Below are 21659 nucleotides of genomic sequence, written 5' to 3' on the forward strand. Positions count from 1 at the left end.
GTGCAGACCCTTAATGCAAACCGGAAGTTAGCCAGACACCTGTTCGCGCAGGATTGCCGCTGTCAAAGAGACCATAAGATAGATGCCGGCAAAGACCAGAAACGCCAAAATTGTATTCTCGAAACTGCGTGGATAGGTCGGACGATCGGGCGCGATCGGCGGCACGGGCGTAGACAAATAACGCACCTGACGGTTCGCCTCGATCCGCGCCAGCTCCAGCTGCTGTGCCGATTGCTGAAGCAGAAGCTGCCGCGTCACAAGATCCTGTTGCGCGACCTGTAATTCGGCGGTGACCCGCGCAAGGCTGACTTCGTCTTCCACTCCGACGGTCAGACTCTTGCGGAGGGCATCGATTTCAGCTTGCAGACTGTCGACATTGGACTGCGCGACTTCGACCCGCGTGGCGTTGGGGCGCGCGTTGGACCGCAGTTGATCCAGGCGCAGACGCTCGGCCCGGACCTCGGTCTCCATAGCACCGATCTGGCTGTAAATCAGGGATTCCTCAGCGGTGGCAGAGACCACTCCGACACGTTCCTGCAAATCGACGATCCGGCTCTGTGCCTCCAGCATACGCTGTTCCGCTGCGGCGAAACTGTCCTGTGCCCCGGACATCTGATCGGTCCGCAAGCGAGAGGTCAGGTTATCGACCTGTTCTTCCGCATATCCGATCAGCGCCTTGCTGAACGCCGCGGACAACTTTGGATCTGCCGCCACGACCTCCATCTTGACGACACCTTCTGTCGGGTCATACCCAATCTGCACCATCCGCTTGTAGAGCTTGTAGGCCGCATCGCGCGAACCGTCAGCCTCCAGCCGCTGTAACGGGTCGATGCGGTCCTGCGAGAAATGTTCGGTGAAACCCAGGTCGCTATCGAGGCGGTTCAGTGCGTCGCGTGACAGAAGGTAGGACTGGACCGAGATGCTGTCCTGTTGCGTGGCCAGACCAGTGCCCGAAAATAACCCGCCCAGCCCCGTGGCCCCGGCGGAGGCAGCATCGGCTTGCTGGATGATGAATTCGGACTTGGTGGCATACATGGGCGTGGCGATGGTGTAGAAATAGAACGCGGCGATCGCTGTCGGCAGACCGACGAAAAATGTCAGACGCGTTGCCAGAAGGGCCAGCCTGCGTCGGCGGCGGCGGGCAATGTCGCGCTGAATGTTGACGATTTCACTGGCCCGGTGATCGGCATCAATCGTCGCCGGGATCGGTGTCGCGGGGGACGGTGCCGAGGGCCGCGCGATGGCGGGCACCTGTGCGGTTGGGTTGGCCTGCGCGCCTGCTCCGCCCTTGGCCGGACCTGGCACAAGCTGCAGCATATTGGACCGCTCGAAGGGGTCGATACCCCTGGCGCGCAGTGCCTCGACGGCTTCGCGGTCGGACCCTGCGCTTATCCCGTGTTTCTGGGCAATGCGTCGGGCCATGCGAAGCTGACGACCAGTGGGCGACGGCCCATCCGCTGGACGTGGCGACGGATCGTTGGCTGCCGCGACCTGTGCGCCCGGTGGGATATCGGGCACGGGCATGGTCGCAGGCACCTTGGCACCGGGGCGATTGAAACCTGCATCCGGGCGGGTTCTGAACTTGAGGGCTTTAGGCATCGTATTCGTAAAGCCTCCGGGCCTCTTCCAGGGTGTCGAACTGATACAGGCGCCCATCGCGCAGCACGGCCGCCGTACTCGCGAACCGTTCAAGGATTTCCGGCTGATGACTGACGATCACCACCGTCGCTTCTTTCAGACGATCCTTCAAGATCGACCCTGCCTTGCGATTGAATTCCGCATCCGTTGTAGATGGCATTCCTTCGTCGATCAGATAGATATCAAATTCCAGTGCCAGCATCAGCGAAAAACTGAACCGCGCCTTCATACCCTGGCTATAGGTACCGACGGGCATGTCGAAATATTCTTCGATGCCACACAGATACCGGCAGAACGCTTCGACATAATCGGGGTCGAGACCATAGAGCGTCGCGATATAACGCGCGTTCTCGGTCGCCGTGTTCTTGGAGATGATACCCCCCATGAAGCCCAGTGGAAACGAAACGCGGCTGGTCCGGCGGATTTCTCCCTCGTCAGGTCTTTCAAGACCCGCCATCATGTTGATGATCGTCGTCTTGCCGGTGCCGTTCGGGGCAAGCACACCGACCGATCGCCCCGGTTCCACGCGAAACGAAGCGCGGTCAAGGATCACTTTGCGCTGCTTGCCCGTCCAGAAGGACTTCGAGACGTTGTCGAATTCTATCATCCGCCCAATAGGCCCCCGAATCGTTAATCCCGCGTAAACCGGATTCGGAGTTCACGGAATGCTTTGGTAACCAGACAATCGGACTTCAATATGGTGCTCTGCCCCCGATTGCCATGATCAGGGGCAGATTCTGCGGCCATTTTACGGCAGGTCGGGCCGTCAGCCCGGCTGTTTCTGCACCTTCGTCAGCTTGCCTACGATAAGGCTCAGGCCTGCCGCGCCAAAGCTCAGCAGCGCGCCCATCTTGGCTGCATCCTGAACCGGTCCGTTATCAAAGGCGACCGACGCGACAAAGAGCGATACGGTAAAACCGATGGCCGCGACGCAACCGATTGTAAACAAGTCCACCGTACGCATCCCTTCGGGCAGACCCAATTTCAATGTATGCGCCCCGACATAGCCAAACAGAAGGACGCCCAGCGGCTTGCCGATAATCAAACCGGCCAGAACAAGCCAGGTCGGCTCGGAGATCGAGGAAAACGCTACGCCCGCATTCATCAGCCCGAACAGGAACAGCACCACTTCGACAGGATGTTTCAACAGGTGTTCTGTGTGGTTCAGAAGATCGGTCAGATATTGTTCCGCCTCGGCGAACAGGCCGAAAGCACGGTCGGCGTGTGGAAGTGTCGGCACGATGGGCAACAGACCCAGGGCCGGATTCAGCCCGGATTGCGCAAATCCAAACCACGACAGCGCTCCGGCAATCAGATAGGGCCAGAACGACAGTTTCTGACGCACCCAGGTCGATGTAGGCCGTAGCTGATTGCCGCGGTCCATCTTGCGCGGAAGCCAGTTGAACAGGATGAATACGCCAACCGCCGCCGTCAGGGATAGCAACAGCCAGATCGGCGCCAGCTCGCCTGACGGGTAGAAGATGGCAAGGATTATGAGGCCGACCGCGTCGTCTGCGATGGCCAGCAGCAGAAGAAACCTTACAGCAGGATGGCCCGCGCCGAACACCAGACGCCCGACCAGATAGCTGAATGCGATGTCTGTGGCCGTGGGAATGGCCCAGCCATTGGCGACCAAGGCGAACTTGTCCGGCCCCATCATCCAGGCCAGTCCCAAGTAGACGGTAATAGGCCCGATCATGCCTCCGGCCGTGGCGAAGAGCGGCGTTGCGGCCTTCTTGCCGCGCAGGCTGCCGTTTTCCAGAATAACAGCTTCCCAGACTTCCTTGGCCGCTATGGCGAAGAAAAATGCCATCAGGATTTCGTTCACGAAATAGTGTGCCGTCAGAACCTTGGCCGTCTCGGTATAACCGTACGCATCGGCTTTCTCGCCGACCAGTTCTTCCCACTCACGAAGTTCGATTCCGATCCAGTCGTTGAACCAGATCGGGTAATCCACGAGCGCGTGATAGCTGTAAACGTCGGTATTGGCCCAGATCAGCGCGATCACGGCACCGATTATCAGGAGAAGCGAATAGTTGGTGACGAAATTCCAGACCCGATACATGCGCTCTCCCCAGTTTACATTGCCGGTTTAGCTAGCCGAGGGCGGGCGGTGCGGCAAGGTGGTGTCTGCGAAAATACGGGACGTCCTGCAGGTCCGCACAGGATCGGTGGCTCGGGGGGGCGTGATGCGGACAGAAGTTCGCAGCCTGAATGCTCCTTCTTCCGCTTCATAAGCCGTGTCACGGTCATACCCCAACGTGCTATATGAATGTGTCGCGAAACTTGTAATCGTGCCCGATGCCCCCCATCACCGCTTCGTCCCTGACGCCGAATGCAGGCTTCAGATCGGCGACAAGGCAACGTCTTTCCATGGCCGACAACAGAACTGTCACGGGCAACTTCGCAGGTGTGTCACAATATGACTCTCTGCCGCCGGTCTTACGACAGATCATGCGGGGTCTTGACGGCCCCGTGTGCGTTGAATGGCTTGGGCAGTTGCAGCGCCCGTACGACGCGCGCTGACGTAAGGGGCAAATGCCCTTCTTTTTTGGGATCGCAGTCAACATAAAGGCCCCCGAAGGGGCCTTTTGCTGACTACAGGTCTGGCTGAACGTCAAATCCAGTACGGTGCCAGGCCATAACTCTGATAGGTTCTGGTCTCCCAGTCCCGATCCCGTTCCCAGCCTTCTTCAGCGGCAGGGGCATCATTCAGTTGGTCTTCGGTGATCGACGTTCGGAAACCGCCAAGGCTCTTGTCGTAGGTCAGCGTTTCCCATGGAACAGGCCGCTCATCGCCACCCATCCCCAGCAATCCGCCGAAGCTCATCACAGCATAGGCGACTTTACCGGACGACTTGTCGATCATTACCCGATCGATCGTACCGACGTTCGAGTTGTCGGCGCCATAGACCGTTGTTCCGGATACATCGCCGGCAGCGACCAGATTCGCATCATCATGTACCATTGTTTCCTCCGTTTGCAGGTTTCGACCCCTTGCAGAGATCTTGAATGAAAAACGAAAGACCCCCCTGCGCGGTTCCCTCGGGCTTCCTGCCTTCGGCATGGTTCCGCGTGTTCGAAGAAATGAATTCAGGCTGGTCGAGATGCCGGAAGCTTTCACGACAAAGGCCCCCGTGACGGGGGCCATTGCTTTGCGCCAATCAGCGCGATTTCATTTGACCGGCGGGCGGCTTTCGCGCCCCGGCATGGCCGGGACGCTGCCGCCGCATCGACAGACTTTCCTGTGGAAAGCCGTCTTACATCATGCCGCCCATGCCGCCCATGTCGGGCATGCCGCCGCCGCCGCCACCGGCACCCGGCTTCTCGGGTTTATCGGCAACCATGGCTTCCGTGGTGATCAGCAGACCGGCGATCGAAGCCGCATCCTGCAAGGCGTGACGAACGACCTTGGCCGGGTCGATGACGCCGAACTTGAACATGTCGCCATATTCTTCGGTCTGCGCGTTGAACCCGAACTTGGGATCGTTGCTTTCACGAACCTTGCCCGCAACGACCGAGCCATCGACACCGGAGTTTTCGGCGATCTGACGCAGCGGAGCTTCGAGAGCCTTGCGCACGATCGAGATGCCGACCGTCTGATCGTTGTTCGCACCGGTCATATCCACCAGCGTCTTGCCGGCCTGAACCAGAGCAACACCACCGCCAACGACGATGCCTTCCTGAACCGCAGCACGGGTCGCGTTCAGCGCGTCATCGACACGGTCCTTACGCTCCTTCACTTCGGTCTCGGTCATGCCGCCGACGCGGATGACAGCAACGCCGCCTGCCAGCTTGGCAACACGTTCCTGCAGCTTTTCACGGTCGTAGTCCGAGGTGGTTTCCTCGATCTGCTGACGGATCTGGCTGACGCGGGCTTCGATCTCGGCTTTCTCACCGGAACCGTCCACGATGGTCGTCGTGTCCTTCGTGATCGAGACGCGCTTGGCGGAGCCCAGCATGTCCATGGTCACGTTTTCCAGCTTCATGCCCAGATCTTCCGAGATGACCTGACCACCGGTCAGGATCGCGATATCCTGCAGCATCGACTTGCGACGATCACCGAAGCCCGGAGCCTTGACGGCCGAAATCTTCAGGCCACCGCGCAGCTTGTTCACGACCAGCGTGGCCAAGGCCTCGCCTTCGACGTCTTCAGCAATGATCAGCAGCGGCTTCTGCGACTGAATCACCTGCTCCAAAAGCGGAACCATCGGCTGCAGCGACGAGAGCTTCTTCTCGTGCAGCAGGATAATCACGTCTTCCAGTTCGGCGGTCATCTTGTCGGCATTGGTCACGAAGTACGGCGACAGGTAGCCACGGTCGAACTGCATGCCTTCGACGACATCGGTCTCGGTCTCGAGGCCTTTGTTCTCTTCTACGGTGATGACACCCTCGTTGCCGACTTTCTGCATTGCGTCGGCGATCTGACGACCGATTTCCGCTTCGCCGTTGGCCGAGATGGTGCCGACCTGTGCGACTTCGTCGCTGTCGGTCACGTCACGGGCGGCGGCCTTGATGGCCTCGACGACCTTGGCAGTGGCCAGGTCGATGCCGCGCTTCAGGTCCATCGGGTTCATGCCCGCTGCGACCGACTTCATGCCTTCCTTGACGATGGCCTGGGCCAGAACCGTCGCGGTGGTGGTGCCGTCACCGGCCTCGTCGTTGGTCCGGGAGGCGACTTCCTTGACCATCTGCGCGCCCATGTTCTCGAACTTGTCCTCAAGCTCGATCTCTTTAGCGACAGACACACCGTCCTTGGTGATGCGGGGGGCACCGAACGACTTGTCCAGAACCACGTTACGACCCTTGGGGCCCAGCGTGACCTTGACAGCGTCGGCCAGGATGTTGACGCCTTTCAGAATACGATTGCGGGCATCGGCGTCGAATTTCACGTCCTTAGCAGCCATGTTATTCTCCTAGAATTTTAATGTTTTACAGGACGTTCTTCAGGCCATAATGCCGAGAATGTCCGACTCTTTCATGATCAGCAGGTCTTCGCCGTCGATCTGAACTTCGGTGCCCGACCATTTGCCGAACAGGATCTTGTCGCCGGCCTTGACCGACGGGGCGATCAACTCGCCCGAATCCTTGCGGGCGCCTTCGCCCACAGACACGATCTCGCCCTCGGCGGGCTTTTCCTTGGCGGTGTCTGGAATGATGAGACCGCCCTTGGTCTTTTCGTCGGATTCGACACGGCGGACCAGAACGCGGTCCTGCAGCGGTTTGAAAGCCATTGCGTCAGCCTTTCAGTTAGATGTTTCTCTTTGTCACTCACCTGTAGGGAGTGCCAACGACGGGTAGGTAGGCGCTTGAAATCAGGGTGTCAACGGGTCCGGATACCAAGACATTTAATTAAAGACCCAAGCTCGCTTCAGGCTTTGTTCATGACCCCGTCCGAAGGTGTTCTCAACGGAGGGCCCGGTCATGACAGGCGAGAATTCCAGGGGCAGCGCGAAGTCCGATCAACACGAAAGCGAAGATGGTGGCAAAGGCAACGACACCATCAAGGGTGGGGATGGCAACGACAGATTGCGCGGAAACGGCGGTCACGACTCGATCCGGGGGGGCCGTGGCAATGACACGCTGGAAGGCGGCGATGGCAACGACACCGTCTGGGGCGAGGATGGCAATGATTCCATCGACGGCGGCGAAGGCGATGATGCGCTTGTCGGCGGACATGGTGCGGACACGATAAAAGGCGGCAATGGCGATGATCGGATATGGGGTCAGGACGGCCGCGACAGCATCGAGGGCGGCGACGGCGACGACAGCGTTGCCGCCGGATCGGATGACGACACAGTTCGCGGCGGCGGCGGAAACGACCAGCTCTGGGGCGAAGCGGGCAACGACAGTATCGACGGCGGAGAAGGTGACGACGGTCTCTCGGGCGGGGATGGCAGCGACACGCTGGATGGCGGTGCGGGCAGTGACATTCTCATGGGTGAAGGCGGCAACGACTGCATTCGTGCAGGCGATGGGCGCAATTCCGTCGACGGCGGCGCGGGCGATGACACGATTACTGCCGGAGACGGAGACGATACGATCCGTGGCGGCACCGGCAACGACGACATTGACGTGGGCGGCGGCCAGAATACCGTCGATGGCGGCGATGGCGATGACACGGTCCTGGCCGGCGGCGGCGATGACAGTATCGATGGAGGTTCGGGCCGCAACAACCTGGCGGGCGGCGGTGGCGACGACACCATTCACGGCGGCACGGACGACGATACGATTGAGGGCGGGTCCGGCCAGAACGAACTCTCCGGCGGCGGCGGCGACGACCGCATAACCGGCGGGGATGACAATGACACGATCTACGGCGGGGCCGGAGGCGACAGCATCGTCGCCGGGAATGGTGACAACTATGTCGACGGTGGCAGCGGTAATGATCTGATCGAATTCAACGGCACCGGTGGCGGCATCTCCACCATCGGCTGGGGTGACGGATACGGGAATGACACGGTTACCGGCTTCGATCCGGCAACCGATTTCATCGACCTCTCCGACGGGATGAATCAGGATGACCTGATCTTCACGGCGACGGAAAACCCGAAAATCTGGAAGATCACGATCAGGGACGGCAATCCCGACGACAGCCTGACCCTGGATTTCACTCAGTATCAGCACACCAACATCACCGAAGAGGACCTGCGCGCCCGCGTCAGCGGCCACGAGGCTTCGGACCCGGACGAGGCGCATTCCACCCCCGCCTGCTTCACGCCCGGCAGCCGCATCCTGACCGATGAGGGCCCATGCCGGATCGAGGATCTGCAGGTTGGCGACCGCATCGCCACCCGCGACCACGGTTCCCTGCCCCTGCGCGCGCTGCTGCGCACCCGGCTGACAGCCGAACAGATCGCCGACCGGCCTGAATTGCGGGCCGTCGTCCTGCCGCGCGGATGTCTGGGCAATGGTCTTCCCCTAAGGCGCTCGGTCGTATCGGCCCAGCACGGTCTGCGCTGCGATCTGCCGGACGGGCCTGCCCTGATCCGTGCGCGCCATATCGTGGAAATCGGGAAATGTGGTCATCGGTCGCGTGGCGGCGCGCAAGGCCTGACCTATCTCCATCTGCTTCTGGACCGGCATGCGCTGGTCTCGGTCGACGGCCTGTGGTCCGAGTCGTTCCGCCCCGGCCCCAACACGACGGCAGGGCGGGCTCTCCTGCAAATGCTCCCGGCAAGCGCCGCCTTCGTCCAGACGCTTCGAACTGCGCGGCGTTCGAACCTGCGCCAACTGTCGCGACAGGCCATCCGAACGGGACTCTGCAGTGCCGCACAAGCCGTGGCGGTGGCTGGCACATCCTGACACGACCTCGTCGCAAGTCTTTCGCAGCCGACTTGTCTATCCCCCTGACGCCGCTAGCTGTCGGCGCATGGATTTACCCGATGAGATCGCCGCCTGCCGCCACTGCGCAGAGCGCTTTGCCGCTACTGCGACGGCGCATTTGCCTCGTCCCGTTGTCTGGTTCCGGCCCGGCGCGCCGATCGTCGTGGCCAGCCAGGCACCCGGACTGCGCGCGCATACATCCGGCAAACCTTTTGACGACCCATCTGGCGTGCGGCTGCGCGACTGGATGGGGGTGGATGGCGAGACGTTCTGGAACCGCGACAAGGTGGCGATCGTGCCGATGGGGTTCTGCTTTCCCGGTTACGACATCAAGGGATCGGACCTGCCGCCACCTCGCATTTGCGCCAGAATGTGGCGCGCCGCTGCCCTCGACCATGTCGGCTCGCCAAAGGTCACGTTGCTGATCGGCGGTTATGCGCAGGAATGGCATCTGGGAAAAGGCCGTGTCACCGACCGGGTTCGCGACTGGCGCAGCCGCGCGCCCGGCATCTTCTGCTTGCCCCATCCGTCATGGCGCAATACCGGATGGCTCAGACGTCACCCCTGGTTCGAGGCCGATACCTTGCCTGCCCTGCGCCGCGCCATCAAGGATGCCCTGACATGACCCCCCTTGATCGCGCCCATCTCGCAGCGGAAGACGACGGCACCGACACCGCCCGCCTGACCTTTTTCGAACGTCTCGCCGAAGCAGAGCTGCACCTGTTGCTGGACGACGGCGATAGCCGCGACGGCACGATCACCCCTCGCCTGTTCGAGATCGAGGGCACGCGCTATGTCCTCGCCTTCGACCTTCCGGACCGCCTGACCGATTTCGCCGGGGCCGCAGCCACCGCCACGCTGTCTGGCCGTCGGTTGGCGACCATGCTGGCCTCCGAAAACCTGGGTCTCGGCCTCAACCTCGAAGACGCGCCATCGGCTCAACTGCTGGACCCTGAGGCCCTGCGCTGGCTGAACAGGACGCTCGCCCATCAGCCCGAAGAGACCGAAGCCCGCATTCAGGAGGTCTCCTCCCCCGGTGACATCCCCGACGCCCTGCTGACGGCGTTGGACGGCAAACTGGGGCTGGCCGTCGGATTGGCCCGCACCGGATACCTGGCCGGTGTCGCCTATGAGGGCGGCGCGCGGGGTCACATTCTGGGATTTGTCGATGTCGTGCCGGGGGCCGAAGGCGATCTGGCGCGCGCGGTGTCCGAGGCGCTGGTGTTCTCAGGTCTCGATGCCGGCCAGATCGACGTGACCTTCCTGCGCGCTGCGCACCCCCTGGCCGCAACACTCGCCCGGCATGGCCTGCGGATAGATCTGCCGGTGCCGGACGCGCCCGCGACGCCCACGGCACCCGGCACGGATGCGCCGCCGCGTTTGCGTTAGCGCCCGCTTCGTCATTTCAGAATATCGCGGTCACGATGGGCGGTGTCCCTGCATCGGGGCCAGCGTGATGCCTTCGGTCTCCAGCCCGGCGCGCACGGCTCGGGCAATGGCAACCGCATCGGGACCGTCGCCATGCAGGCAGATAGAGTCGCAGGCCGCAGGGATCTGTCGGCCCGAATTGGCGATGATCGCCGCGGACTTCACGAAGGCCACCATCCGCGCAGCCGCATCATTCGGGTCATGCACCATTGCACCCGGTTGGCCGCGTGTCACCAGCGTGGCATCGTCGTTGTAGCCCCGGTCGGCGAATATCTCGCCCGCCCAGCGTGCGTCCAGTGATCTGGCCGCCGCCTCCTGCGCCGTGCCCGCCAGAACCAGCAGGATGACGTCCGGATCGACGCGCAAGGCCGCGGAATACGCCGCGCGCGCCATCTCGATGTCTTCGGAGGCCATGTTCGCCATCGCACCATGCAGTTTGAAATGACGGACCTGTGTGCCCAACGCCGCCGCCATGCCGCGCGCCGCGCCGAATTGCCATATGACAAGATTGGCAAGGCTCTCTCCGGGCATCGACATGCGCCGCCGACCAAACCCCTGAAGGTCGGGAAATCCCGGATGCGCCCCGATGCCGACCCCCCTGTCGCGGGCCTGCGTCATCGTCCGTGCCATCACGTCCCAGTCCCCGGCATGCGCCCCACAAGCGACGTTGGCCGAGGTCACGATGTCCAGCAACGCGCCGTCGTTCCCCATCCGCCAGTCGCCGAAGGCTTCGCCCATGTCGGCATTCAGATCGATGCGCATCAGCTATCTCCGTCGCGGGCGGACATCACGCCGCCGATCAGTTGCAGGCTTAGCAGGTCCGTGATCTCGGACGGATCGCGGACCAGCGGCGACACCTCGGGGCGTTTGGACCGGGCCGCGCGCGCCTCGGCCAGTGTCACGAACCGGAACCGCAATTTCGCCCCCGGCACTGCCTGCATGGCCCGCGGCATGTCAGCGGAAATCACCGTGCCGATCCGCGGATAGCCGCCGGTCGTCTGACATTCTGGCCCAAGGATATACGGCACGCCATCGCCGGTCATCTGCACATCGCCCGGCAGGATGAAATCCGACAGCAGGTTCAGCTGTGCTTCGGTCGCGAAGCCCGGTCCATTCATCGACAGCCTGACGCCCTGCCGATTGCCGCGCATATCGCGGGTAAATGCCGTGTCGGCGAAGCGGGCCAGTTCCGCTTCGGGAAACAGCCGTGTCTGCGGTGTCGGCAGCAGCCGCAGAAGCCCGCCGCCCAGCCGCTCGCTCGCCGCGACCTTCCGGGGCCGCAGCACCTGTGGCATGCCGGGCAGACGGTCGCCCGCGGTCAGCGGTTTGCCGATATTGGCAATCAGGTGCGCGGCGCGACTGCCCAGCATCGTTTCGGTCTGGAAACCACCGGGAACGTGGACGTAGGAGTATACCCCCTGCCCGCTTGGCCGCAGGTTCAGCGTTGCTTGGTCCTCCAGCGTCTGGGCGGTATTCCAAGCCACCGCGCGGCCATCCATGTCGGCGCGCATCGGTGCCCCGGTCAGCGCAACGGTCGTGGCCCCGTGGGCGCGCAGACACAACGGCGATCCCGGTGTCTCGATCCCCGCGCCGACCTGACCCAGAAGGGCGTCGGCATCGTCCAGCGCATGCTGGTCGGCGGCCCCGCCATGGGCCAGCCCCTGAGTCAGATAACCCGCGCGGCCGCGATCCTGAATTGTCACCATCGGGCCGCAGGACAGAACTTCGATCATGGCAAAACCTCGAACGTCGCACCGCCGTGGCGGTCGGGATCAGCGGCAGCCTCATCCCGCAATTCCGACATGGAAACGGCGGGAAATATCACTTCATCCCCCGGTGTCAGCGCGATGGGACGGTCCCGCGACGGGTCGAAACACACGAACAGCGTGCGACCGACCTGACGCCAGCCCGTCGGTGCCTCGGTCCCGAACAGGACAAGCTGCCGGACCGCCGTGACCAGCGCGCCTTCGGGAACCTTCGGCGTCAAGCCCGTCTGACGCGGCAGGTCCCATTCAGGCGGTAATATTCCGGTGTAGGGCATGCCCGGCACGAACCCCAATGCCAGAACCCGCACCCGCGCTGACGACAGCGCCGCAATGGCATCGGCCTGCGACAGTCCGGCCATCGCGGCGGCCTCCTCCAGCTGTGGGCCATCGTCGCCGCCATAGCTGCAGGGGATGCGCCACAAGCGGCGGGCGGGCGGCGCGATCTGCGACCAGTCGCGGGCGTTCAGGCGATCGGTGAGCGCAGCCTCCAGCGCCTCAGGGTCACCTTCGTATCGCACCAGCACCGACCCGAGGGACGATGCGGTTTCGACCACACCTGTTATCGGCTCGGCCTCCAACCCGGCGCGAAAAGCGACGCAGGCGCGATTGGCGCGGTCATCCAGCGTTGGGGCGAAACGCAGCAAAAGTGCCGCTTCGCCCAATGGCTCGATCCGGGGGAAATGTTCTGACATCCGGCCATGGGTCGCTTGCCGTGCAGGCCGCGTCAAGCCTTGCACCGCCGGGCGGCCCGTGGAACCAAGGCCCATGCGCCTTGCCTATACCATGACCGAAGGTCGCGGAGAGCTTGATCCCCTTTTACATCGCGTGGCCCTGGCGGCCATCGCGCAGGGCCATCGCGTCGCCGGGATCGTGCAGATCAACAGCGACCGGCCGGGCTGCGCCCGCTGCGACATGGACGCGGTCGTACTGCCCGATGGCCCGGTCATCCGCATCAGCCAATCGCTGGGCCGCGAGGCACGGGGCTGTCGGCTGGATGCCGAAGGGCTGGAAACCGCCGTCGCCGCTGCCGAAGCATGTCTGGCACAGGGTGTGGACCTGCTGATCGTCAACAAGTTCGGCAAACAGGAAGCCTCGGGCCGCGGGTTCCGTCCGGTGATCGCCGCCGCGCTGGAGACAGGCGCCGACGTGCTGGTCGGGGTGAACCCGCTAAACCTCGACGCTTTGCAGATGTTCACGGGGGGGACGGCGGATGCCTTGAAGGCGGACGCAACGGTGTTGCTTGACTGGATCGCGGCGCGACAGGCCTGACAGACCATTTCGAAAGGCCTTGATCTGCAGTGCGAACGACCCGTCGCGCTCGACACACAGAAAAGTCGATCCCGAATGGGTATTCGAAGGCCGGTGGCAGTCCGAGCGAACCCGGCATCGAATACCCATTGGGCGCGAAATACGGTGAACCCGTCTGGCCGCGACCTCGCCCAAGGTGTCGATCAATTGCGCCACATTTCAGAAGCCAGACGTGTGACGCCTCAGGCGGTCGGCAGTGCGGCAAAATTCTGCGCGGTCTGGAGTATTGCGCCATCGCCCGGCAGGCTGCCAAATGCCCTTGGCCCGGACCAGGAAAGGACCGTCGCAACGAGCGGCAGACTGCGTCTCGGCCAACTTCACCGCCCCGCGCGTCCAGGCGAAGATAGGCGGCAAGTCTGTCGACCATGCAATTGGAACATACCTGCAACCCGGATCGATGTACCGACACTTGATTCGCCGAACATCCGGCCCCGGCTTCCCCGCATTGCCCGAACATGGGATCTTGTCGCGCATTACAAACACGACACTTCGCCGCTCAGCCCTTGCGGCGGTGCCGCATGGAAGCCTAGGACGTGCCCACGATGCCATACCCCAGCCCTTCTCCCGCCGCGACGCCGATCAAGGCCTGGCACATCTGGCTCTGGCCTGTGCTGTTGGTCGTGATCGCCTTGGGCATGTGGTTGCTGCCTTGGGGCGACTGGGTTCCGATTCTGCGCGATTGGGTCAAGTCGCACGGCACATACGGGATCGTGGTTTTCGTCCTGGCCTATGTGGTTGTCGTAATCCTGCCGCTGCCTGCGGCGGCGATGTCGGTGGTCGGCGGGTTGGCATTCGGCTGGTGGGGATATCCGCTTTCGATGCTGGGCAGTATCCTCGGTGCGATTCCACCCTTTCTTATCGGTCGACACTGGCTGCGCGCGCCCCTGATGCGCCGGATCGACGGACCCCGCGTCCGCGCCGCCGACCGGGCAATCGCCCAGAACAGTCTGGTCTTCGTCGTGCTGCTTCGATTGACGCCGATCCTGCCGTTCACGGCACAGAACTGGTTACTGGGGTTTACGGCCGTGCGACCCTGGACATATCTTCTAGCGACGACGGCAGGACTGGCACCGGGCACTTTGGCCATGGTCTGGATCGGTGAAATGGGCGGGCTGGCCACTGTCGGGGCAAGCCGGGCACAACTGATGCTGGGCGGCGGCGGTTTGCTGGCCTTCGGATTGATGGTGATCTGGCTGGGCCGGGTCGCCACGCGCGAGATGCGGCGTGCCGGGTTTCACAAGACCGGACCGGCCCAGCCCCTTGCCGACAATGCCATACGTCCGGAATCCAAACCGACTCTCCCCGACAACTGAACGCCCCCGCCTTTCGACCTCCTGCGCAAAGCGCAACAGATTGGCCTCCGCAGGCACGGCGAAACATGTATTTTCACCACGGAAATTGCTGTGCCGCTGGCCGTGGCCGTTCTGATCGGATGCAAGACCCGGTCGAAACCGGCCGACCAAAGTTGCAACAGGGACTGAACTGTCCCCCCTGGCTTCAGCCTTCCTGTTCAGGCGGGGAGCGTTCGAACATGTCGTCGGTCGCGTCTTCTTCGGTGTCCGGCACATCGTCCGGGCGTGGGGAGCTGTCCAGCAAACCGGCGCCGCGCAATTCCTTCAGGCCCGGCAGATCGCGCGGGGACGAAAGGCCGAAATGGTCGAGGAAACCCCGTGTCACGACGAAAGTCACAGGCCGCCCCGGCGTGTTGCGGCGCTGGCCCAGCCTGATCCAGTCCAGTTCCATCAACTGCTCGACCGTGCCCTTGCTGACCGAAACGCCGCGGATTTCTTCAATCTCGGCGCGTGTGACGGGCTGGTGATAGGCGACGATGGCCAGCGTCTCGACCGCCGCCCGGCTCAGCTTGCGGGTCTCGACCGTCTCGCGCGTCATCAGAAACGCAAGGTCCGCCGCGGTGCGGATCGCCCAGGCATCGCCCACGCGCGCCACCCGTACGCCCCGTCCGTCATATCGTTTCGCCAACTGCTCCAACGCGGCGGGCGCGTCGCAGCCGTGCGGCAGGCGGGCGTGTAACTCGCCCACCGTGACCGGTGTGGCGGAGGCGAACAGGATCGCCTCGACCATCCGTTCCTGTTCGGCCAGCGGCGGTGCCTCGAACAGGGTCTCGGGTCTGGTGGTTTCACCGTCCCTCACGCCGTCCCCCGAATACGGATCGGTCCGAACATATCGGTCTGCTGCAATTCAAGCCGTCCGTTCTTGGCCAGTTCAAGCGTCGCGGCAAAGGTCGAGGCAGTGGCCGAGCGTCGCCGCGCCTGATCGCCGTCCCAGCCATCGGGTAAAAATGACATCAGGTCGGCCCAGTCCAGGGTTGCGCCGATCAGCGGACGCAGATGCAACAGCGCCTCCTCCATGGTAAAAACGCCGTCGCGGTCCATGACGAAGGGGCGGAAATCGTCTCGCGTCCTCAGACGGGCATAACCCTGCATCAGGTCCAGCAGTGTCGCCGTCCAGACCACCCTGCGCGATCGTTCCAACCCTTGCGGCTCGCCACGGGCAAAGACATCCCGGCCCAGCTGATCGCGGGCCATGAGTCGGGCGGCGGCAGTGCGCATCGCCTCAAGTCGTTCCAGCTGAAACGCCAGATGCGCCGCCAGATCTTCGGCGCTTGGCCCTTCATCCTCGGGGTCGGGCGGCAACAGAAGGCGCGACTTCAGGAAGGCCAGCCAGGCGGCCATGACCAGATAGTCGGCCGCAAGCTCCAGCCGCAATTCCCGCGCCTTTTCGACGAAAACCAGATATTGCCGGGCCAGTTGCAGGACCGAGATCGTGCGCAGGTCGACCTTCTGCGTCCGCGCCAGCGTCAGCAAAAGGTCCAGCGGCCCCTCGAACCCATCGACATCGACGATCAGCGCCTCGGCGGCCAGACGTTCGGCAACCGTGTCCGGATCGGGGTCACGGGCCGGGCCTTCGATGAAGTCGTCTGCAAGTTCGTCGGCCACGCGCGTCCCCTCAGGACATGAGGGCGTCAAGTTCCGCATGGGCTGCCTTGATGTCAAGCTCGACCGGGGCAGCACGCATCGACAGGGCGCGGTCGGCGCGGGTCTGACCCATATCCGACAGGCAAGGCGTGTTTTCCGCCACCGCCGCCATGTCGTCCCATTCGCCGTTGCAATGCAGGATCACGTCACACCCCGCCGCGATCGACGCCTTGCACCGGCTGGCCATGTCACCCGGCAGTGCCGCCATGCTGATATCGTCGGTCATCAGAAGGCCGTCAAACCCGATGCCACCGCGCACTTCAGCGATAACAGCGGCGGAAATCGTGCCGGGGGCGGTGTCGATGTCGGAATAGACGACATGCGCCGACATTCCCAACGGCAGGTCGTTCAGTCGGCGGAAGACCTCGAAATCCGTAACGCGCAGGTCTTCACAGGAGGTATCGACACGCGGCAGACCCAGATGGCTGTCGACATTGGCACGCCCGTGCCCCGGAATATGCTTCATCACCGGCAGAACGCCCCCCTGAAGGCAGCCTTCGGCGTTGGCGCGCGCGCGCGCGGAAACGGTTTCGACGCTATCTCCATAGAGCCGGGACAACAGGAAGGGATGCGTAATCTCGGTTGCGATATCGGCGGTCGGCGTGCAGTTCACGTCGATGCCGACGTTGCGCAATTCGCGCGCGATCAGCGTGGCGCGAAGGAACATCGCGCGCTCCGGGTCCGAGGCCCTGCACATCTGCGTCAGAGGTCGGGACCAGCGCGTCCAGAACGGCGGGCCGAGGCGTTGAACGCGTCCGCCTTCCTGATCGATCAGGATCGGGGCATCGCGGCCCAGGGCGTCGCGGAGGGATGCCGTCAGGGCGCGCAACCGATCCGGGGTATCGACATTGCGGGCGAACAGGATGAAGCCCCAGGGGTCGCAATCGCGGAAAAATGCCGCCTCCCTGGCATTTAGGTCGGGGCCTTCACACCCAAGGATAAAGGCCCCGGCGGGCATGTCAGCGGACAGTGACGGGGATGCAGGCGGCGTCTTTTGCCAGCAATTCGGCACAGAACCGGCGCGCGTCCGAACTGTCGTCGAACCCGACGACGCGCAGCCGCCAGAAATCGCGTCCGCCCGAGTTGGCCTTCTGGATCATCCGACCCTTGCCGACCATGTAGGCGCGAAAACGACCTTCCAGACGGTCCCATTCGCTGCGCGCGACGCTCTCGCTGCCAAAAGCACCGAGTTGTACGACGCGCGTGCCCGGCTTGATGGTGGACGGGTCGACATCCCGCGAGGACACGACCGGGGCCGGAGCCGAAGCCGGAACAGAGGTTTCGATAGACGCGACACGCGTGCCTTCCGACTGCGCCGGGGCCTCGGTCGGGACCGTGGCGGGACCGTTGCGCAGGGCAGCAGGTCGCTGACCGGCGGGACGCTGGCGGGGGCGCGACGACTGGGAGATGCCGGATGCTTTTGCTGACACAACAGCGGCCACGGGCTCGGACGGTGCGGTCGTGACAGCCGGTGTCACAACAACCTGCTCGACCGGTGCGCTCGCCCCGACAAGCACCTGATCCGCATCGGCCTCGACCGAGGCCAGTTCAAGACTTTCCAGTCGCTCGGGCGCGGCGATTTCAGCCGTCTGACCAGGGGTCACCTGTGGCTCGTCGGCCTCGGATGCTGCAACGGCAGCCGCGTATGCCACACTCTGTGAAGCTTCGGCGGTGGCCATACGCTCAGCCAGGGCCGGCGCGTTCAGCGTGACGGGCGGCGGGGCCAGCACGATCTGGTCCGGGGCCGGGGCCGCCACGCCACCGGACGTGATGTCGGACAGGGCCATACCCTGAAACGGGGCAACTGTGCCGCCTGGGTCTTTCGGGGCCACGCGCATCGGACCCTCCAGTGCCGCGATGACGGGCACGCCCGACACATCACGGAACGTCAGGTCGATAGCCCAGACCGCCATTCCGGCTGTCAGCCCCAGCGAGGTCAGCGCCCCGGCCCAGTTCGCAAAGCCGAAATTGCGCACGGCCTCCATAACGCGAGAAGGCTCTTCCGCGCCGTAGTCGGCGCCGTAATAGTCGAAATCCGCCATGTGCCTGCCCTCCACCTTCCGACGCGGCGTTGCCCCGGAGGTTGTGTGTCACTGCCATCAAGATCCGGCTGCTACCCGAATCTCATCTCACCGATGGACGCGGGGTTGACCCCGCTGTCCGCCTCTCAATCGCCTGCGACGCTCAGCCCTTTCAGGGTCTTCAGCGCATTTCATTCGCAGGTTCGACGCCCAGAATACCCAGACCAGCCGCAATTACAACGGCCACGGACCGGGCCAGTGCGATCTTTGCGCGACTGACATTGGCGTCATCTTGCAGGAATCGCAGTGACGGATCGTCATTGCCGCGATTCCAGTGACCATGCAGCGCGGACGCCAGTTCATATAAATAGAAGGCCACACGGTGCGGCTCGTGGGTGCGCGCGGCGATCTCGACCAGCCGGGGCCATTCCGCCACCTTGGCCGCCAACGCCTGTTCAGCTTCGTGGCGAAGATGTGACAGGTCGGCGGATATGAGCGCAGCATCGGACACGTCCATCCCCGACTCGGTTGCCTTTCGCAGCACCGAACATACGCGGGCGTGGGCATACTGGACATAGAAGACCGGGTTGTCCTTCGACTGTTCCAGCACCTTGTCGATGTCGAAATCCAGCGGCGCGTCGTTCTTGCGGGTCAGCATGACGAATCGGGTGACGTCCCGACCGACCATGTCGACCACGTCCGCCAGCGTCACGAACGTCCCTGCCCGCTTGGACATCTTCAGCTGCTCGCCACCGCGGGTCAGCTTCACCAGTTGCGTCAGCTTGATATCCAGCGGCACGCGCCCGTCGGTCAGCGCCGCGACCGCCGCCTTCATCCGTTTGACATAGCCGCCATGATCCGCCCCGAACACGTCGATCAGCGCGTCGAACCCGCGCTGCGTCTTGTCGTAATGATACGCGATGTCGGGCGCGAAATACGTCCAGCCACCATCGGATTTCCGGATCGGACGGTCGACGTCGTCACCGTAGTCAGTCGATCTGAACAGCGTCTGCTCCCGCGGCTCCCAGTCTTCGGGCAACTTTCCCTTGGGCGGCTCCAGAGTGCCGCGATAGATCAGGCCCTTGGCGTCCAGCGCGGCGATCGCGGCTTCGATCTGTCCGGTGCCATAGAGCGCCTTCTCGGACGAGAACACGTCCATCTCGACGCCCAACAGCGCCAGATCGGCGCGGATCAGCGTCATCATGGCATCGGTCGAGAATTCGCGGATTTCGGCCAGCCAGACCTGTTCGTCCTTGTCTACATAGGCGTCGCCAACCTTGGCCTTGAGCGCCTCGCCCACTTCGATCAGGTAGTCGCCCGGATATGTGCCTTCGGGCCAATCCACGCTGAGATCATGCGCCTCGAGATACCGATTATAGACCGAGCGTGCCAGCACATCGACCTGCGCACCCGCATCATTGATGTAGTATTCACGGGTGACGTCATGGCCCGAAAATGCCAGTAGAGAAGCCAGCGCATCGCCGAATACCGCGCCCCGTGTGTGCCCGACGTGCAGCGGCCCGGTCGGGTTGGCGCTGACGTATTCGACATTGACCCGCGCGCCATTTCCCATGTTCGACCGCCCGAAAGCCGTGCCCTGCGCCAGCACCTCGCCCACGATCTGCATCCAGACCGACGGATCCAGCCGGATATTCAGGAACCCCGGTCCCGCCACCTCGGCACTGGCCACGCGGGGGTCGGCGGTCAGCCGTGTGGCCAGATTACCGGCGATATCGCGCGGCTTCATTCCCGCCGGTTTCGCCAGCACCATCGCCGCATTGGTCGCCATGTCGCCATGCGCCGCATCGCGCGGCGGCTCCACCGTGACGTTCGCGGTATCAAGGCCGTCGGGCAGGATGCCGTCGCGCGTCATCGCGGACAGGGTGTCGATGGTCAGGGCACGAATATCGGAAAACAGGTTCATTGCAGTCGGTCCTAGCGGGGTTCCGCCCCTTTACCGCCGCTTGCGGCCGTTCTCAATGGTCGGGGCGAATCCGCAAAACTTCGCCCATGTTCCCGTGGTTCTTCGCGCTCAGCCGATCAGCGTTTCATGACTTTGCAATGCGAACCGATCCGTCATGCCGGCGATGTAATCGGACACGATGCGGGCCAGCGCGCTTTCGTCGTCGGCTTCCTCCACGTCCTTGCGCCATTGCTTGGGCAGATCGTCCGTATGCGCCATGAACCACGGGAACAGGTCGTCGACCACCTGCGTCACCTGTTCGCGCATCGCAATAACCGTGGGCGCGCGATACATCCGTTCAAACAGAAACGCGCGGATGACCTTCAGGTCGGACCAGAGCGCGGGCGAGAACTGCACCATCATCCGACCCGCCGCACGGATATCTTCGGGCGATTGCGGTGCCAGATCGCGAAGGTTGCCTTCGGTCACGCGGATCACATCCTCGACCAGGACACCGAAGAACCGGCGCAGGGCTTCATGTCTGCGGCGATAGTAGTTCAGACCGGGATACTTGATATCCACCTCGGCAAAACAATCCCGCAGGATCGGCAGTTCGGCCAGATCGTCGGTTGAAAACAGCTCCGCCCGCAACCCGTCGTGCAGGTCGTGGTTGTTATAAGCAATGTCATCGGACAGCGCGGCGACCTGTGCTTCGGCGCTTGCATGCGTGTGCAATTCCAGATCGTGCAGCGCGTCGTATTCGACCAGCGCCCATGGCACCGGGTCCAGCACGGGACCGTTGTGCTTGGCGATGCCCTCAAGCGTTTCCCATGTCAGGTTCAACCCGTCCCATTCGGCGTAATGCCGCTCCAACCGCGTGACGATCCGCACGGCCTGCGCGTTGTGATCGAAGCCGCCATAGGGCGTCATAAGCCGGTTCAGCGCCTCCTCTCCGGTATGACCGAACGGCGTGTGGCCAAGATCGTGGGCCAGCGCCACGCCCTCGGTCAGTTCCATGTTCAGACCAAGGTGCTTGCTGATCGTGCGTGCCACCTGCGCCACTTCGATCGAATGCGTCAGGCGGGTGCGGAAGTAATCGCCCTCATGTTCGATGAAGACCTGCGTCTTGTGCTTGAGCCGCCGGAACGCGCTGGCATGGATGATCCGGTCGCGATCCCGCTGAAACGGCGACCGGAATGTGCTTTCCTCCTCGGGATACAGCCGCCCGCGGGTGCGGGCAGGATCGCAGGCAAAGGCAACTGTCACAAAGGGC

Annotated in this window: 20 protein-coding genes; 5 read left to right on the top strand and 15 right to left on the bottom strand. The window is 63.2% G+C overall.

The window, feature by feature from the left end:
- Nucleotides 1-27: 27 nt before the first annotated feature.
- From AC13C2_RS04510 to AC13C2_RS04535, 6 genes are all read right to left on the bottom strand, one after another.
- On the bottom strand, nucleotides 28-1599 hold the full coding sequence (locus AC13C2_RS04510) for a KpsE/RkpR family capsule polysaccharide export protein (RefSeq protein WP_482886063.1): 1572 nt from the start codon (nucleotides 1597-1599) through the stop codon (nucleotides 28-30).
- On the bottom strand, nucleotides 1592-2245 hold the full coding sequence (locus AC13C2_RS04515; RefSeq protein ID WP_092762608.1) for an ABC transporter ATP-binding protein: 654 nt from the start codon (nucleotides 2243-2245) through the stop codon (nucleotides 1592-1594). The genes AC13C2_RS04510 and AC13C2_RS04515 overlap by 8 nt, the downstream gene beginning before the upstream one ends.
- 159 nt (nucleotides 2246-2404) lie before the next feature.
- The gene (locus AC13C2_RS04520) at nucleotides 2405-3703 is read right to left on the bottom strand and encodes a Na+/H+ antiporter NhaA (RefSeq protein WP_092762606.1); all 1299 of its coding nucleotides are present in this window, start codon (nucleotides 3701-3703) and stop codon (nucleotides 2405-2407) included.
- A gap of 552 nt (nucleotides 3704-4255) precedes the next feature.
- A complete protein-coding gene (locus tag AC13C2_RS04525) occupies nucleotides 4256-4606 on the bottom strand; it encodes a PRC-barrel domain-containing protein (protein ID WP_092762602.1) in 351 nt (116 codons plus the stop codon).
- A 292-nt stretch (nucleotides 4607-4898) separates the two neighbouring features.
- Nucleotides 4899-6545 carry a chaperonin GroEL gene (gene groL, locus AC13C2_RS04530; protein WP_482886064.1) on the bottom strand — a complete coding sequence of 549 codons (1647 nt, stop codon included), beginning with the start codon at nucleotides 6543-6545 and terminating at the stop codon, nucleotides 4899-4901.
- Nucleotides 6546-6584: 39 nt separating this feature from the next.
- Nucleotides 6585-6872, bottom strand: a complete 288-nt coding sequence (locus AC13C2_RS04535; RefSeq protein WP_092762598.1) for a co-chaperone GroES — start codon at nucleotides 6870-6872, stop codon at nucleotides 6585-6587.
- Between the two features lie 190 nt (nucleotides 6873-7062).
- On the opposite strand from AC13C2_RS04535, the gene AC13C2_RS04540 reads away from it, so the two are divergent.
- The 3 genes from AC13C2_RS04540 to AC13C2_RS04550 all read left to right on the top strand — a co-directional run bounded on the left by AC13C2_RS04540 (nucleotide 7063) and on the right by AC13C2_RS04550 (nucleotide 10353).
- Nucleotides 7063-8943, top strand: coding sequence for a Hint domain-containing protein (locus AC13C2_RS04540; RefSeq protein WP_482886065.1), 1881 nt, complete (start codon nucleotides 7063-7065; stop codon nucleotides 8941-8943).
- Between the two features lie 67 nt (nucleotides 8944-9010).
- Nucleotides 9011-9589, top strand: a complete 579-nt coding sequence (locus AC13C2_RS04545) for a uracil-DNA glycosylase family protein (RefSeq protein ID WP_482886066.1) — start codon at nucleotides 9011-9013, stop codon at nucleotides 9587-9589.
- Complete coding sequence (locus tag AC13C2_RS04550; RefSeq protein WP_482886067.1) at nucleotides 9586-10353, top strand: SseB family protein; 768 nt, start codon at nucleotides 9586-9588, stop codon at nucleotides 10351-10353. Before AC13C2_RS04545 ends, AC13C2_RS04550 begins: the two co-directional genes overlap by 4 nt.
- A 30-nt stretch (nucleotides 10354-10383) precedes the next feature.
- Here AC13C2_RS04550 and AC13C2_RS04555 read toward each other — a convergent pair whose 3' ends face one another.
- The 3 genes from AC13C2_RS04555 to AC13C2_RS04565 are packed head-to-tail and all read right to left on the bottom strand — an operon-like array spanning nucleotide 10384 to nucleotide 12850.
- Nucleotides 10384-11154, bottom strand: coding sequence for a LamB/YcsF family protein (locus tag AC13C2_RS04555; RefSeq protein ID WP_482886068.1), 771 nt, complete (start codon nucleotides 11152-11154; stop codon nucleotides 10384-10386).
- Nucleotides 11154-12125: a 5-oxoprolinase subunit C family protein gene (locus AC13C2_RS04560; RefSeq protein WP_092762588.1), complete on the bottom strand. Its 972-nt coding sequence runs from the start codon at nucleotides 12123-12125 to the stop codon at nucleotides 11154-11156. The genes AC13C2_RS04555 and AC13C2_RS04560 overlap by 1 nt, the downstream gene beginning before the upstream one ends.
- The gene (locus tag AC13C2_RS04565; RefSeq protein ID WP_482886069.1) at nucleotides 12122-12850 is read right to left on the bottom strand and encodes a 5-oxoprolinase subunit B family protein; all 729 of its coding nucleotides are present in this window, start codon (nucleotides 12848-12850) and stop codon (nucleotides 12122-12124) included. The genes AC13C2_RS04560 and AC13C2_RS04565 overlap by 4 nt, the downstream gene beginning before the upstream one ends.
- Nucleotides 12851-12923: 73 nt before the next feature.
- Here AC13C2_RS04565 and AC13C2_RS04570 point away from each other — a divergent pair, with 73 nt between their 5' ends.
- Both AC13C2_RS04570 and AC13C2_RS04575 read left to right on the top strand, forming a co-directional pair.
- Entirely contained in the window at nucleotides 12924-13427 is a 504-nt protein-coding gene (locus AC13C2_RS04570; protein WP_482886070.1) for a DUF2478 domain-containing protein, read from the top strand.
- A gap of 581 nt (nucleotides 13428-14008) precedes the next feature.
- Nucleotides 14009-14779 carry a TVP38/TMEM64 family protein gene (locus tag AC13C2_RS04575; RefSeq protein WP_482886071.1) on the top strand — a complete coding sequence of 257 codons (771 nt, stop codon included), beginning with the start codon at nucleotides 14009-14011 and terminating at the stop codon, nucleotides 14777-14779.
- Between the two features lie 184 nt (nucleotides 14780-14963).
- On the opposite strand, the gene scpB is transcribed toward AC13C2_RS04575, so the two are convergent.
- From scpB to AC13C2_RS04605, 6 genes are all read right to left on the bottom strand, one after another.
- Nucleotides 14964-15617: an SMC-Scp complex subunit ScpB gene (gene scpB, locus AC13C2_RS04580; RefSeq protein WP_482886072.1), complete on the bottom strand. Its 654-nt coding sequence runs from the start codon at nucleotides 15615-15617 to the stop codon at nucleotides 14964-14966.
- Nucleotides 15614-16423 carry a segregation and condensation protein A gene (locus tag AC13C2_RS04585; RefSeq protein ID WP_423787137.1) on the bottom strand — a complete coding sequence of 270 codons (810 nt, stop codon included), beginning with the start codon at nucleotides 16421-16423 and terminating at the stop codon, nucleotides 15614-15616. The genes scpB and AC13C2_RS04585 overlap by 4 nt, the downstream gene beginning before the upstream one ends.
- Nucleotides 16424-16433: 10 nt before the next feature.
- On the bottom strand, nucleotides 16434-17420 hold the full coding sequence (locus tag AC13C2_RS04590; protein ID WP_474520489.1) for a glycoside hydrolase family 3 N-terminal domain-containing protein: 987 nt from the start codon (nucleotides 17418-17420) through the stop codon (nucleotides 16434-16436).
- Between the two features lies 1 nt (nucleotide 17421).
- The gene (locus tag AC13C2_RS04595) at nucleotides 17422-18504 is read right to left on the bottom strand and encodes an SPOR domain-containing protein (protein WP_474520490.1); all 1083 of its coding nucleotides are present in this window, start codon (nucleotides 18502-18504) and stop codon (nucleotides 17422-17424) included.
- A gap of 160 nt (nucleotides 18505-18664) precedes the next feature.
- Nucleotides 18665-20407 (bottom strand): arginine--tRNA ligase, encoded by a 1743-nt coding sequence (argS, locus tag AC13C2_RS04600; RefSeq protein WP_482886073.1) that lies wholly within the window; start codon nucleotides 20405-20407, stop codon nucleotides 18665-18667.
- Between the two features lie 108 nt (nucleotides 20408-20515).
- Nucleotides 20516-21652: a deoxyguanosinetriphosphate triphosphohydrolase gene (locus AC13C2_RS04605; RefSeq protein ID WP_092762574.1), complete on the bottom strand. Its 1137-nt coding sequence runs from the start codon at nucleotides 21650-21652 to the stop codon at nucleotides 20516-20518.
- Nucleotides 21653-21659 lie beyond the last annotated feature (7 nt).

This window comes from Jannaschia sp. L-14R, from assembly GCF_056857695.1.